At 70.9% G+C, this 13,533-nt stretch carries 13 protein-coding genes; 4 read left to right on the top strand and 9 right to left on the bottom strand.

The features are described from left to right. Nucleotides 1-322: 322 nt before the first annotated feature. From tyrS to argC, 9 genes are read right to left on the bottom strand one after another with little or no spacing between them, the layout of a single operon-like run. Nucleotides 323-1,615, bottom strand: coding sequence for a tyrosine--tRNA ligase (gene tyrS / locus BD833_RS18865; RefSeq protein WP_166534690.1), 1,293 nt, complete (start codon nt 1,613-1,615; stop codon nt 323-325). After that, nucleotides 1,612-2,292, bottom strand: coding sequence for a DNA-3-methyladenine glycosylase (locus BD833_RS18860; protein WP_243737795.1), 681 nt, complete (start codon nt 2,290-2,292; stop codon nt 1,612-1,614). Before BD833_RS18860 ends, tyrS begins: the two co-directional genes overlap by 4 nt. Nucleotides 2,293-2,294: 2 nt before the next feature. Further along, nucleotides 2,295-3,737 carry an argininosuccinate lyase gene (gene argH, locus BD833_RS18855; RefSeq protein WP_166534689.1) on the bottom strand — a complete coding sequence of 481 codons (1,443 nt, stop codon included), beginning with the start codon at nt 3,735-3,737 and terminating at the stop codon, nt 2,295-2,297. Beyond that, nucleotides 3,734-4,273: an arginine repressor gene (locus tag BD833_RS18850; protein ID WP_166534688.1), complete on the bottom strand. Its 540-nt coding sequence runs from the start codon at nt 4,271-4,273 to the stop codon at nt 3,734-3,736. The genes argH and BD833_RS18850 overlap by 4 nt, the downstream gene beginning before the upstream one ends. Then, nucleotides 4,270-5,217 carry an ornithine carbamoyltransferase gene (argF, locus tag BD833_RS18845; RefSeq protein ID WP_166534687.1) on the bottom strand — a complete coding sequence of 316 codons (948 nt, stop codon included), beginning with the start codon at nt 5,215-5,217 and terminating at the stop codon, nt 4,270-4,272. Before argF ends, BD833_RS18850 begins: the two co-directional genes overlap by 4 nt. After that, nucleotides 5,214-6,407 (bottom strand): acetylornithine transaminase, encoded by a 1,194-nt coding sequence (locus BD833_RS18840; RefSeq protein ID WP_166534686.1) that lies wholly within the window; start codon nt 6,405-6,407, stop codon nt 5,214-5,216. The genes argF and BD833_RS18840 overlap by 4 nt, the downstream gene beginning before the upstream one ends. Further along, complete coding sequence (gene argB, locus BD833_RS18835) at nt 6,404-7,423, bottom strand: acetylglutamate kinase (protein ID WP_208092764.1); 1,020 nt, start codon at nt 7,421-7,423, stop codon at nt 6,404-6,406. The genes BD833_RS18840 and argB overlap by 4 nt, the downstream gene beginning before the upstream one ends. Beyond that, the gene (argJ, locus tag BD833_RS18830; RefSeq protein ID WP_166534685.1) at nt 7,420-8,571 is read right to left on the bottom strand and encodes a bifunctional glutamate N-acetyltransferase/amino-acid acetyltransferase ArgJ; all 1,152 of its coding nucleotides are present in this window, start codon (nt 8,569-8,571) and stop codon (nt 7,420-7,422) included. The genes argB and argJ overlap by 4 nt, the downstream gene beginning before the upstream one ends. A 55-nt stretch (nt 8,572-8,626) precedes the next feature. After that, on the bottom strand, nt 8,627-9,667 hold the full coding sequence (gene argC / locus BD833_RS18825) for an N-acetyl-gamma-glutamyl-phosphate reductase (RefSeq protein ID WP_243737794.1): 1,041 nt from the start codon (nt 9,665-9,667) through the stop codon (nt 8,627-8,629). A gap of 142 nt (nt 9,668-9,809) precedes the next feature. Here argC and BD833_RS18820 point away from each other — a divergent pair, with 142 nt between their 5' ends. The 4 genes from BD833_RS18820 to BD833_RS18805 all read left to right on the top strand — a co-directional run bounded on the left by BD833_RS18820 (nt 9,810) and on the right by BD833_RS18805 (nt 13,531). Then, nucleotides 9,810-10,124, top strand: a complete 315-nt coding sequence (locus BD833_RS18820) for an STAS domain-containing protein (protein WP_166534683.1) — start codon at nt 9,810-9,812, stop codon at nt 10,122-10,124. Between the two features lie 209 nt (nt 10,125-10,333). Beyond that, entirely contained in the window at nt 10,334-11,458 is a 1,125-nt protein-coding gene (locus BD833_RS18815) for an SIR2 family NAD-dependent protein deacylase (protein WP_166534682.1), read from the top strand. Continuing rightward, a complete protein-coding gene (locus tag BD833_RS18810) occupies nt 11,455-13,329 on the top strand; it encodes an ATP-binding protein (protein WP_166534681.1) in 1,875 nt (624 codons plus the stop codon). Before BD833_RS18815 ends, BD833_RS18810 begins: the two co-directional genes overlap by 4 nt. After that, the gene (locus tag BD833_RS18805; RefSeq protein WP_166534680.1) at nt 13,322-13,531 is read left to right on the top strand and encodes a KTSC domain-containing protein; all 210 of its coding nucleotides are present in this window, start codon (nt 13,322-13,324) and stop codon (nt 13,529-13,531) included. The genes BD833_RS18810 and BD833_RS18805 overlap by 8 nt, the downstream gene beginning before the upstream one ends. The last annotated feature ends 2 nt before the right edge of the window (nt 13,532-13,533 follow it).

Raw genomic sequence — 13,533 nt, 5'->3', positions numbered from 1 at the left:
CAACCAAAGGAATCCCTGCCACGACTGCACGAGCCATGACACGGGGTATTACTTGGCACTGACTTTCGGCACGCTGTTGAGTTCTCAAGGAGCGGACGCGCAGCAACTCCGCCCTTCCGGGCTTCGTCCCTGGCTGGAGGTCCAACTCTACGCCGGTTTCCAGACACCCGCTACAGGGGCTCCGGTCCGGCGGCCCTTCCGGGCCGCGCGGCGCAAAGAGAAAGTTACACGGCCCCCCACGGCCGGTCAAACCCACCCCCCGTGACGCCCGACACGCTGCGGCCACGCCCCCGACATCGGGCGTTCACACGGGCCCGGGGGCTCAGCCGGCCCGGCGCACGCCGGCGATCGACCGCTTGCCGCGGCGGAGGACCAGCCACCCCCCGGGCAGCCAGGCCTCCTCCCCCGGCGCAGCGTCCGCATCGGTGATCCGCTCGTTGTTGAGGTAGGCGCCGCCCTCCTTCACCGTGCGCCGGGCCTCGGAGAGGCTGGCGACCAGCCCGGTCTGCTGGAGCAGCTGCGCAAGGCTGGGCGCTGCACCGTCGACGGTCACGCTGCCCGCCTCCTCCAGAGCGGCGGTGAGCGTCCCGGCGTCCAGGGAGGAGAGGTCCTCCCGGCCGAACAGCGCCCGTCCGGCCGCCTCGGCCTGGCGGAGCTGCTCGGCGCCGTGCACGAGGAGGGTCAGCTCCTCGGCCAGCGCCCGCTGCACCGCCCGGGCGGCCGGCCGCTCGACGCTCTCGGCGACCAGCGCCTGCACCTCCTCGGCCGGGCGCTCCGAGTAGAGCGGCAGCCACATCCGGGCGTCCGCGTCGTCGGCGTTGAGCCAGAACTGGAAGAAGGCGTACGGGGACGTGAGCGTCGGGTCCAGCCAGACGGCGCCACCCTCGGACTTCCCGAACTTGGTGCCGTCGGACTTGGTCACCAGCGGCGTCGACAGCGCGTGCACCGTCGCGCCCTCGGTGCGGCGCACCAGGTCGATGCCGGCCGTCAGGTTGCCCCACTGGTCCGACCCACCGGTCTGCAGCGTGACCCCGTGCCGGCGGTAGAGCTCGCGGAAGTCGTTGGCCTGCAGGATCTGGTAGCTGAACTCCGTGTAGCTGATGCCGGCCTCGGAGTTGAGCCGCGCGGAGACCGCCTCCTTGGCCAGCATCCTGCCGACCCGGAAGTGCTTGCCCAGGTCGCGGAGGAAGTCGATCGCCGAGACGGGGGCGGTCCAGTCCAGGTTGTCCATGTACACCGGGCTCTTCAAGCCGGAGGTCTCGGCCGGCACGTCGAGGAACGGCGCGACCTGCTCGCGGATGCGTCCCACCCACGTGGCGACGGTGTCCCGGTCGTTCAGCTGGCGTTCCGACGAGGGCCGCGGGTCGCCGATCAGGCCGGTGGCGCCACCGACGACCACCACCGGCTGGTGCCCGGCCCGCTGGAGGGCGCGCAGGACCATGAACTGGAGCAGGTGCCCGACGTGCAGGCTCTGCGCCGTCGGGTCGAAGCCGGCGTAGTACGCGACCGGGCCCTCGGCGAGATGGGCGCGCAGCGCGGCCTCATCGGTGCTCTGGGCGATCAGCCCGCGGCGGTGCAGCTCGTCGATCACGCCGGAGTCGGAAGAGGAGGTCACGAGGCACCATCCTGCCCGGCCCGCCCGCGGCGTGGCTTGCCGCCCGCCCGGAACGCGCTGACCGAGGGGGCGTCGGTCTCCCAGAACCGCCAGGGCAGCTCCGTCGCCACACTGATGCCGACGCGGGGGCCCGCCGACACCGACGCGGGCGCCGCGGGGTGGGAGGGAGGCGGCCGGTGCAGCCGGACCGGGGACGACGGGTCGAGCAGATCGGTGCCGAGGTCCTCGCGCCCGACGGCCAGCGCCTGGGTGAGCCGCGCAGGTCCGCCGGCCAGGTCGCGCGGGCGGCGGGCGGCCGGGCGACGGGACCGGGCCAGCTCCTCCCCCACCACGGGCTCTCCTGCGCGCAGCAGCACCGCCGAGCCCTGCCCCTCGGGACCGACGACGACGTTGGCGCACCAGTGCACGCCGTAGCTGAAGTAGACGTACAGCCGCCCGGGCGGGCCGAACATGATCGCCGCTCGCGGCGTCGGGCCGCGGTGGGAGTGGGCCGCGGGATCGGTCCCGTCGCCGGAGTAGGCCTCGACCTCGGTCAGCCGCAGGGCCACCCGGCCCTCCGGGCGGTCGGTGACCACCCAGCAGCCGAGCAGCGACGGCGCCACGACGTCGACCGGCCCGAGCAGGTCCTCGTCCCGGACGAGGGGACCCGGCTCGGGCCGGCCGGGACCGGACGGCACGCTCAGAGGGCCGCCGCCACCGGGGAGGCCGCAGCCCAGCGCCCGTGCTCGGCGGCGAGGTCCTTGAGCGACGCCAGCTGGTCGGCCACCCGCTCGGGCGCCGTCCCCCCGCGGGCCTTGCGGGCCGCCAGCGCGCCCCGGACCGACAGGACCGACCGGACGGCGGGGGTGAGCCGCTCGTCGATGCCGGCGAGCTGGTCGTCGTCGAGCTGGTCGAGCTCGAGCCCGGCCTCCTCGCAGACGGCGACCATCGTGCCGCTGATCTCGTGCGCCGAGCGGAACGGCACGCCCTGCCGGACCAGCCATTCGGCGACGTCGGTGGCCAGCGCGAAGCCCTGCGGCGCGGCCGCCTCCAGCACCTCCGCGCGCAGCGTGAGGGTGGCGATCATGCCGGTCACCGCGGGCAGCAGGAGCATGAGCTGCTCCATGGAGTCGAAGACCGGCTCCTTGTCCTCCTGCAGGTCGCGGTCGTAGGCCAGGGGCAGGCCCTTGAGCATGGTGAGCAGGCCGGTCAGGTTTCCGACGAACCGGCCGGACTTGCCGCGGGCGAGCTCGGCGATGTCGGGGTTCTTCTTCTGCGGCATGATCGAGGAGCCGGTCGCCCAGGCGTCGTCGAGGCGCGCCCAGCCGAACTCGGTCGACGTCCAGAGGACGACCTCCTCCCCCAGCCGGGAGAGGTGGACGCCGATCAGCGCCGCCGCGAAGCAGAACTCCGCCGCGAAGTCGCGGTCGCTGACGCCGTCGATCGAGTTGTCCGACGCCCGGTCGAAGCCGAGCTCGGCGGCGACCGCGTCGGGGTCCAGCGGCAGCGAGGAGCCGGCCAGCGCGCCGGAGCCGTAGGGGCTCACCGCCGTCCGCCGGTCCCAGTCCCGCAGCCGGTCGACGTCGCGCGCGAGCGAGTGCGCGTGCGCCAGCAGCTGGTGGGCGATCAGCACCGGCTGGGCGTGCTGCAGGTGCGTCATCCCGGGGGCGGCGACGTCCTGGTAGCGCTCGGCCAGGCCGATGAGCGCGTACTCCAGCGACGAGAGCTCACCGACCAGCGACCGGACGTGGTGGCGCAGGTAGAGCCGCAGGTCCGTGGCGACCTGGTCGTTGCGGCTGCGGCCGGCGCGCAGCTTGCCGCCGAGCGCCCCGAGCTTCTCGGTGAGGCCGCGCTCGAGCGCCTCGTGCACGTCCTCGTCGGACTCGACCGGGGTGAACGTGCCCGCGGCGACCTCGTCGGAGAGCTCGCGCAGCGCACCCAGGATCTGGTCGAGCTCGTCGTCGGCCAGCAGGCCGGCCCGGTGCAGCACCCGCGCGTGGGCACGGGAGCCGGCCAGGTCGAACGACGCCAGCTTCCAGTCGACGTCCGTGCCCTTCGACAGGGCCGCCATGGCCGGCGAGGGGCCGCCGCCGAAGCGACCGCCCCAGAGCCGGGTGTGCGATCCAGGTGCGCTGCTGCTCACGTGCCGGGTTCCTCTTCCAGGTCGGCGCTCAGTTCGGGGTAGACGGCGGGGGTGCGCTGCGCGAGCGCCCGCAGCCGGTCGGCGAGGGCCGCCCCGCCGTCGGGGTCGCGCGAGACGACCAGCAGAGTGTCGTCCCCCGCGATGGTGCCCAGGACATCGGGGAGGCCCACCTTGTCCAGGGCGGAGGCCAGGAACTGCGCGGCGCCGGGCGGCGTGCGCAGCACCGCGAGGTTCGCGCTCCCCTCGGCGCTGGTGAGCAGGTCGGCCAGCAGCCGGGTCAGCCGCGCGGGCGCGGTCTGGGCCGGGCGCAGCGGGGCGTTCTCCGGCGGCAGCACGTAGGACGCCGGGGCGCCGTCGGAGCCGCGCATCTTGACCGCGCCCAGCTCCTCCAGGTCGCGGGAGAGCGTGGCCTGGGTGACCTCGATGCCCGACTCGGCCAGGAGCGCGGCCAGCTGGGTCTGCGAGGCCACCGGCTGGGCCTCGATCAGCTGCCGGATGCGCGCCTGGCGGGCCGAGCGCGTGAGGGCCTGGGTCACGCGGATCGCTCCAGGAGCCAGGCCAGCAGCGCCTTCTGGGCGTGCAGCCGGTTCTCGGCCTCGTCCCAGACCGCGCTCTGCGGCCCGTCGATGACCGCGGCGGCGATCTCCTTGCCCCGGTAGGCGGGCAGGCAGTGCAGGACGACCGCGTCGTCGGCGGCGCGGGACAGGGCCGCCTCGTCGACCGCGTAGGGCAGGAACGGGGCGATGCGGGCGTCCTGCTCCCCCTCCTGACCCATCGACACCCAGGTGTCGGTGACCAGGACGTCGGCGCCGTCCGCGGCCTTCTCGGCGCTGTCGGTCCAGCTCACCGAGCCCCCGGTCGCGGCCGCGATCCGCGCCGCCCGGTCGACCACCGCCGGGTCGGGCCGGAAGGACTCCGGCGAGCCGAGCCGCACGTGCATCCCGGCGGTGGCCCCGCCCAGCAGGTAGGAGTGCGCCATGTTGTTCGCGCCGTCACCGAGGTAGGACAGCGACCGGCCGGCGAGGCTGCCCTTGTGCTCGGCCACCGTCTGCAGGTCGGCCAGGATCTGGCACGGGTGGTAGGTGTCGGTCAGCGCGTTCACCACCGGCACCCGGCTGACCGCGGCCATGGCCTCGATGCGCTCCTGGCCGAAGGTCCGCCACACGATGGCGGCGGCCTGCCGGTCGAGCACCCGGGTGGTGTCCTCGATGGGCTCGCCGCGACCGAGCTGGCTGGTGGCCGAGTCGATGACCAGCGGATAGCCCCCGAGCTCGGCGACGCCGACCGAGAAGGAGACCCGGGTGCGGGTGGACGGCTTGTCGAACACGACCGCCACCGCGCGGGGGGTCCCGTTCGGGGTGCGCAGCGGGGTGGGCGCCTCCGCGGTGTGCCGGGTCGCCTTGAGGGAGGCGGCCAGCGCCAGGACCTCGGCCTGCTCCTCGGGCGTGAGGTCGTCGTCCTTGAGGAAGTGCCGGGTCACTGGTCGTCCTCCTGGAGAGCGGTGTCGAGGGCGGCCGGGAGGGCCGCGACGAAGGCGTCCACCTGGGCGTCGGTGAGCACGAGGGACGGGGCGAGGCGGAGCACCCCGGGAGCCACCGCGTTGGTGAGGAAGCCGGCCTCGCGCAGGGTCGTCTCCAGCGCCGCGGCGACGTCGGCGGTGAGGACGACGCCGAGCAGCGCACCCCTCCCCCGGACGCCGCTGATCCCCGCGTGGCCGAGCGCCTCGATGCCGGTGGTGAACCGGTGCTCGAGCTCCTTGGCCCGCTCGAGCAGGCCCTCGTCGCGGATGGTGTCGAGCACGGCCAGCGCGGCGGCGGCCGCGATCGGGTTGCCACCGAACGTGGAGCCGTGGGAGCCCGCGGTCAGCAGGTCGGCGGCCTCGCCGAAGGCGAGCATGGCGCCGATCGGCAGACCTCCGCCGAGCGCCTTGGCGAGGGTGACGACATCGGGGTGCAGGCCGTCGGCCTGGTGCGCGAACCAGTGCCCGGTGCGGCCGATGCCGGTCTGCACCTCGTCGACGGCGAACAGGGCACCGGCGTCCCCGGCCGTCGTGGCCGCCGACCCGAGGTAGCCCGCCGGGGCGGGCAGCACGCCCCCCTCGCCGAGCATCGGCTCGAGCAGCACCATCGCGGTGCGCTCCCCCACCACGTCGGCGAGGGCGCCGGCGTCGCCGTAGGGCACGTAGCGGACGCCGCCGGGCAGCGGCGCGAACGCCGCGGCCTTGCCGGGCTGGCCGGTCAGGGCCAGCGCGCCCATCGTCCGGCCGTGGAACGCGCCCTCGGCGGTGATGACCTCCGGGCGGCCGGTCAGCCGGCTGAGCTTGAACGCCGCCTCGTTGGCCTCGGTACCGGAGTTGCAGAAGAACACCCGGCCGGGGCGGCCGGCCAGCTCGAGCAGCCGCTCGGCCAGGGCGACGCCGGGCTCGTGCATGGCCAGGTTGGAGACGTGGCCCAGCTTCTGCGCCTGCGTGGTGATCGCCTCGACCACCTTGGGGTGCGCGTGGCCGAGGATCGTCGTCGCGATGCCGCCGAGGAGATCGGTGTACTCGCGGCCGTCGACGTCCCGGACGGTGGCGCCCGTACCGGACTCCAGGGCGACCGGCGGGGCCTTGTAGTTGTTCATCATCACCGCCGACCAGCGGCGGGCCAGCTCCTCGGTGTGCGTCGTCATGCTGTGCCCTCCTCCTGGTCCTTCGCCGGGACGACCATCGTCCCGGTGCCTTCGGTGGTGAACGTCTCGAGCAGCAGGGCGTGCGGCGTCCGGCCGTCGACGACGGTCGCGCGGCGCACGCCGCCCTCGACCGCCCGCAGGCAGGCGGCCATCTTCGGGATCATCCCGGCGTCGAGCGTGGGCAGGAGCTCGGCGAGCTCCCGGGCGTCGATCTGCTGCACCAGCGAGTCGCGGTCGGGCCAGTCGGCGTAGAGGCCCTCGACGTCGGTGAGCACGACCAGCTTCACCGCACCCAGCGCGGCGGCGAGCGCGGCCGCTGCGGTGTCGGCGTTCACGTTGTGCACGACGCCGTCGGCGTCCGGGGCGACGCTGGCCACGACCGGGATGTGGCCGGCTGCGAGCAGCGCGGTCACCGGGCTCGGATCGACGGCGACCACGTCGCCGACCAGGCCGACGTCGACCGGCTGCCCGTCCACGACCGCGGTGGTCCGCTGCGCGGTGAACAGCCCGCCGTCCTCACCGGAGAGGTGCACGGCCATCGGGCCGTGCTGGTTGATCAGCCCGACGATGTCCGGGCCGACCTGGCCGGTGAGGACCATGCGGACGACGCCGATCGTCTCGGGCGTGGTCACCCGCAGCCCGCCGCGGAACTCGCTGCCGATGCCCAGCCGGCCGAGCATCTCGGTGATCTGCGGCCCCCCGCCGTGCACGACGACCGGCAGGATGCCGCAGGTCCGCAGGAAGACCATGTCCTCGGCGAAGGCCCGGCGGCACTCGTCGTCGACCATGGCGTGGCCGCCGTACTTGATGACCACGACGTTGCCGTGGAACTCCTTGAGCCAGGGCAGCGCCCCGGTGAGGACGGCGACCTTGGCCGCGTCGCCCTCCGGGTCCTTGGTGCGCATGACCCGGCTGGTGCCCACCTTCCGCGGCAGCTTCGGCGGGGGCGACGGCTCGTCGATGCGGACGTCGGGCGGAGTGGGGTCCTGAGGGGCGGGGTCCTGGTGCTCGCTCATGTGGAGTAGGCCGAGTTCTCGTGCACGTAGGCGATGGACAGGTCGTTGGTCCAGATCGTCGCCTGCTCGGTGCCGGCCTTCAGGTCGACGTCGATGGTGATCGCCCGGCCGGTGAGGTCGACGCCCTCGCGGGGGTCGCCGATCGCGCCGCCGCGGCAGACGGTCACGCCGTTGATCGTCACGTCGACCTGGTCGGCCTGGAACGCCGCGTCGGTGGTGCCGATGGCGGCCAGCACCCGGCCCCAGTTGGGGTCGTTGCCGAACAGCGCGGTCTTAAGCAGGTTGTTGCGCGCGCAGGCCCGGCCGGCGGTGAGGGCGTCGGTGACGCTGGCCGCGTTGCGCACGGTGATCGCGATGTCCTTGGTCGAGCCCTCGGCGTCGGCGAGCAGCTGCATGGCCAGGTCGGTGGCCGCGGCGGTGAGCGCCTCGGTGAACGCCTCCGCGGTCGGCGTGACCCCGCTGGCGCCGCTGGACATCACGATCACGGTGTCGTTGGTCGACAGGCAGCCATCGGAGTCGACCCGCTCGAGGGACACGCTCGTGGCCTGCGCCAGGGCGCGCTGCAGCACCTCGGGCCGGACGACGGCGTCGGTGGTGAGGACGACGAGCATGGTCGCCAGCGACGGGGCGAGCATGCCGGCGCCCTTGGCCATGCCGCCGACCGTCCAGCCGTCACGGCCCTGCACCGTCGTCTTCGGGACGCTGTCGGTGGTCATGATCGCGCGGGCGGCGTCGAGGCCGCCGTCCTCGGACAGCTGCTGGACCGCGGCGGTGACCCCGGCGGTCACCTTGTCCATGGGCAGCCGGACGCCGATCAGCCCGGTGGACGCCACGGCGACGTCGATCGCGCCGATGCCGAGCTCGGCCGCCGCGTGCTCGGCCGTGGCGTGGGTGTCCTGGAAGCCCTCTGGCCCGGTGCAGGCGTTGGCGCCGCCGGAGTTGAGGACGACGGCGCGCGCCCGCTCGCCGGCCAGCACCTGCCGGCTCCAGAGCACCGGCGCGGCCGGGAAGCGGTTGGTGGTGAAGACGGCCGCGGCGGCGTCGTCCGGCCCGTGGTTGAGGACGACGGCGACGTCGGCGTCGCCGGAGGACTTCAGCCCGGCGGCGACGCCGGCGGCGGAGAAGCCCTCGGGGGCGGTGACTGTCACTTCGGGGCCCCCGCGGAAACGTGGAGCGCCAGCGGAGCGTTTTCGTGGGGTGAGTTCATGGCGCTACTCCTACGAGCGGGAGGCCGGAGGTCTCGGGTAGGCCGAGGGCGAGGTTGGCGCACTGGACCGCCGCTCCCCCGGTGCCCTTGGTGAGGTTGTCGACAGCGGCCACGACCACCAGCCGGTGCGCGTCGGCGTCGACGGCGACCTGCAGCGCCACCGTGTTGGCGCCCAGCACCTGGGCGGTGGTCGGCCACTGGCCCTCGGGCAGCAGGTGCACGAACGGCTCGTCGCCGTAGGCCTTCTCGTACGCGGCGCGGGCGGCCTCGGCGTCCACGCCCGGCCGCAACGGCGCCGAGCAGGTGGCGAGGATCCCCCGGCTCATGGGCACGAGCGTCGGCGTGAAGCTGACCCGCACGTCGCCGCCGGCCGCCTGGCCCAGGCCCTGGATCATCTCGGGCGTGTGGCGGTGCACCCCGCCGACGCCGTAGGCGCTCACCGCGCCCATGACCTCGCTGCCGAGCAGGTGCGGCTTCGCCGACTTGCCCGCGCCGCTGGTGCCGCTGGCGGCGACGACCACGACGTCGGGCTCGGCCAGCCCGGCGGCCAGCGCCGGGGCCATCGCGAGGGTGACCGACGTCGGGTAGCAGCCGGGGACGGCGATGCGCGTGGCGCCGGCCAGCTGCTCCCGCTGGCCGGGGAGCTCGGGCAGCCCGTAGGGCCAGGTGCCGGCGTGCACGCCGCCGTACCAGCGGGCCCAGGCCGCCGGATCGTTCAGCCGGTGGTCGGCGCCGCAGTCGATGACCAGCGTCTCCGCCGGCAGCTGACCGGCGATGGCGGCCGACTCGCCGTGCGGCAGGGCCAGGACGACGACGTCGTAGCCGGAGAGGCTCGCCGCGTCGCTGGGCTGCACCTCCATGCCGGCGAAAGGCAGCAGGTGGGGCTGCAGCTCGCCCAGGCGTCGGCCGGCGCTCGAGTTGGCGTGCACCCCGGCCAGCCGGAGGTTCGGGTGCCCGGCCAGCAGCCGGCACACCTCTCCTCCCGCGTACCCGGTGGCGCCGGTGACCCCGACCGTCCACGTCTGTCCGCTGTTCACGATGCATGACCATACACGGTCATGCATGAATGTTCATACGGGGTTTCCCAGGCTCCTGCCAGTCACCGAACGCGAAACTGTCAGTACCCAGGGGCACGGTGGTGGCTGTCCGGCGAACCGCGCCGGACGAGAGGAGCCCGCTGTGCAGATCACCGAGCCGTTCGGCGCGATCGACCTCGTCGACGAGGAGACCGGGCCGGTGCTGCGGCTGCGCGGCGAGGTCGACTCCGCCGTCGTCGCGCTGTGGGACGCCTCCGACCAGCGCCACGGTGGCGCGGTCGCCGTCGAAGCGTCCGCCGCCACCTTCCTCGACTGCCGCGGTCTGCGGCTCGTGCTCCGGGAGACCGAGGCCGCACGCCGGGCCGGCCGGATCCCCGAGCTGCGCCGGCCGTCGAACCCGGTGCGCCGGCTGGTCGACATCGCCGGCGCGACCCCGCTGTTCGCCACCATCGCCTGAGGGCTTCTGGTCATCCCCACGCGTCAGTGTCGCCGTAGGGGCGCAGTCACACCTCGCAGGCGAGCCGGTCCGGAGCGACGCTTCCATCTGGCCGGTCTGTCAACTGAGCCGCAGCTGGAGCAGGCGAGACTCGCCAGGCCTCAATCCTGGACTGCCGCATCCGCCTAGGGCACGGTCGTTCCGCTTAGCCGTTCCCAGAGAGGACCCCAGTGGAGCACGAGCTTGACCGCCACAACGAGTACCTGAGGGCCGCGCTCCAGCAGGACCGTCGCCCCCTCGGACTGTTCCTGGGAGCCGGGACTCCCATGTCAGTCCGCCCGAAAGGGGTCCCCATCATCCCGGATATCGCGGGTCTGACGACAGTAGTGCGGGCGGGAGTCACCGGAGCTTCACGGGATGTCGTAGAAGATGCCTTCGCCCAGCTCGATTCCACTTACAACCCCGTAACGCTCGAAAACCTCCTGGACTATTTGCGTCGCTTGGCCGCGATCCCCGGCACCGCAGACGTTCGAGGATTCAGCAACAGCGCCGTCTTAACCGCCGACGCGGAGATATGCGCGCTCGTTCGCGATCATCTTGAAGTGACTCTCCCCGGCATAGACACGGCGTACCACGCGATCGCACTCTGGGCTCAGGCCGCAAAGCGTCACGCTCCAATGGAAGTATTCACGACCAACTACGACTTGCTTCTCGAGCAGGCACTCGAGGCGGCGAACGTCCCATATTTTGATGGCTTCGTGGGATCGCACCGACCATCCTTCGACATTCATGCTGTAGAGGAGGACGAGCTTCCGAATCGCTGGGTCCGTCTGTGGAAGTTACACGGGTCCATCAACTGGGCCACGAGCAGCGGGGGTGACGTTTTGCGCTGCCCGACAACCGATAAATCGGACCGAGTACTTATTTATCCTAGCCACCTTAAGTACGAGCAGAGTCGCCGCCTGCCATACCTCGCCCTACTGGACAGGCTACGTGGCTTCCTCCGGCGCCCGAGTTCCGTGATTGTCAGCTGCGGTTTCTCGTACCGAGACGAACACATCAACGAGGTCATCGGGCAAGCCCTTCGGTCCAATCCGACCGCTTCAGTGCAAGCCCTCCTCTTTGGACAGTTGGAGCAGTATTCGGAGGCGCTGGCGTTGGCGCGACGTACCCCAAACTTGTCTCTTCTGGCAGAAGATGCTGCGGTCGTCGGCACTCAAACGGGCGACTGGGCCACGACTTCGACAGTGTCCACCTTCCCGTATGGAAACTTCTCAGCCTTAGGCGATTTGCTGCGAGAACTAGTCGGCGGAGCCTCGCTGTCATCCCTCCACACGAGTGCGCCGACGCCGTGAGAAACCCCGAGCTGGTTGGAGTTGTCCGAGACGTACGCGGCGACACGATTACCGCCGCACTCACGGCCGAGGCCGTCCCCGGATTGACCTTTTCCAAGGGCCACGCATATCAGGTTGGCCAAGTCGGGGCTTTTGTCCGCATTCCGATTGGTCTCGTAGACCTCTTCGGGACGGTGGTGCAAGTGGGTGCGGCGCCAGCCCGAAACTCTGAGGAGGACGACGATCGCGTGGCCTGGGCGGCGCCCGGCGATGCATGGATGCGCGTTGAGCTGATTGCGGAAAGCGCACGGGGCGAGACGGTACAGCGCGGAGTATCGCGATACCCGGCCATCGGAGACCCCGTACACTTAGTAACGGCCGATGACCTTGGCCGCCTTTACGGCACTTCTGGCAGCCTCCCCCGAACGCATGTTCGTATTGGACATATAGCGAATGCCCCACAGTTGCCTGCGACGCTCAACGTGAACTCCTTGGTATCAAGGCACACTGCGGTCGTCGGCAGCACTGGCACGGGGAAGTCCAGCACGGTGTCTAATATCCTCCACCGCATAGCCGACCCCGAGCGCTTTCCGACCGCCCGTGTCGTAGTTGTCGATGTTCATGGCGAGTACGGTGGCGGATTGCGAGATCTCGCCACTGTTCGACGAGTGCACATTGGCGACTCAGAAATCGCCCCGGACGCACAAGGGGACGCTCTGCACCTGCCCTACTGGGCCTTAAACGTAGAAGAGTTTATCGGCTTGGCTTTCGGAGCTTTAGACGACGCCAGCGGTGCCGCCGTGCGCGAATGGGTTCTGCATCAAAAGCGGGCGCACGTCGTTCGGCATCCGACGTTGAATTTGCGCGAAGTAGATGTCACCGCCGACACTCCCCTACCGTTCAGCATTCACCGTCTTTGGTACGAGTTTTACGAGCGTGCGCACGCGACCCATACTGCGCAACAAGATGCACAATCGCCAGAGACGCGCGCTTACGCACTCGATGCGAACGACGAGCCGATGATCGGCGACGCCGAACGCGTCCTCCCTCCGACATACAAGCCATTGGCCAATGCAGGACCCAGTCGGATCTACATGACGGCAGCCCCGATCAATATGAGAAGGCAGTTGGAGCATTTGGCGGGCCGGCTGCGCGATCCCAGGTATAACTTCCTATTTTCCCCCGGACCATGGGCTCCGAACTTGGACGGCGAGGTCACGGCCGGACTGGGAGATTTCCTGGCTCAGTGGCTTGGAAGTTCCACCCCGGTCGCCGTCGCCGACCTCTCCAACGTTCCTAGCGGAATCCTTCGAGACGTCGTCGGAGTCCTACTACGCGTTCTTTACGACGCTCTGGTCTGGGGACGCAACGAAGCTGAAGGGGGCCGGAATCGACCCCTGCTAGTGGTGCTGGAGGAGGCGCATCGGTACCTCGGAGAGGACGGCGCCTCAGCAGCAGCCGTCGTGGACCGGATTGTCAAGGAGGGCCGTAAGTATGGCGTCGGCATCATGATGGTTAGCCAACGACCGAGCGAGATCAGAGCCACAGTCCTCAGTCAAGTGGGTACGTTCGTAGTCCTTCGCCTATCGAACCAAAGCGACCGCGGCCTAATTCGCGCCACTCTTCCGGACAGTTTGGGCGGTCTTTTCGACGTCGTGCCCGTCTTGAGGACGGGCGAGGCTCTTCTTATTGGCGAGGCCGTACATCTACCCTCGCGAGCTCTAATCGACGTTCCGCCGTCCGACAGGCCCGATAGCTCAGATCCTTGTGTGGTGAGTTCTGACGGCTTGTCCGGCTGGAACTCAACAGTCCGTCCGAACCGCTTTGACCACCTCGCTGAGGCATGGTGGAGGAGCGGAGCTACTCCAAGAAAGGGAACCGTCGATGGATAGAGTCCCCGTGAGCTCCTCCAACATCGCGTCCGTGGGCTACGACGCCTCTTCCCTGCTCCTCGAGGTGGAATTCAGCAACGGTCGCGTATACCACTACTTTGACGTCGCTGAGATGCACTTCGACGCGCTGGTTTCAGCTGGAAGCGTGGGCGGCTACTTCAACCAAAACATCAAGCCGTTTCACGCATGCGCCGCGACCTAGCT

It is taken from the genome of Blastococcus xanthinilyticus (genome assembly GCF_008124835.1).
GTDB classification, from domain to species: Bacteria; Actinomycetota; Actinomycetes; order Mycobacteriales; family Geodermatophilaceae; genus Blastococcus; species Blastococcus xanthinilyticus.
Note: the sequence above shows the minus strand (reverse complement) of the source record. Positions and strands in the feature narration are given on the sequence as shown.

Excerpts from the sequence above, each read along its gene's own strand:
- argB (WP_208092764.1), bottom strand. The coding sequence starts at position 7,423 with ATGAGCGAGCACCAGGACCCCGCCCCTCAGGACCCCACTCCGCCCGAC.
- BD833_RS18840 (WP_166534686.1), bottom strand. The coding sequence starts at position 6,407 with ATGACGACGCACACCGAGGAGCTGGCCCGCCGCTGGTCGGCGGTGATG.
- BD833_RS18805 (WP_166534680.1), top strand. The coding sequence starts at position 13,322 with ATGGATAGAGTCCCCGTGAGCTCCTCCAACATCGCGTCCGTGGGCTAC.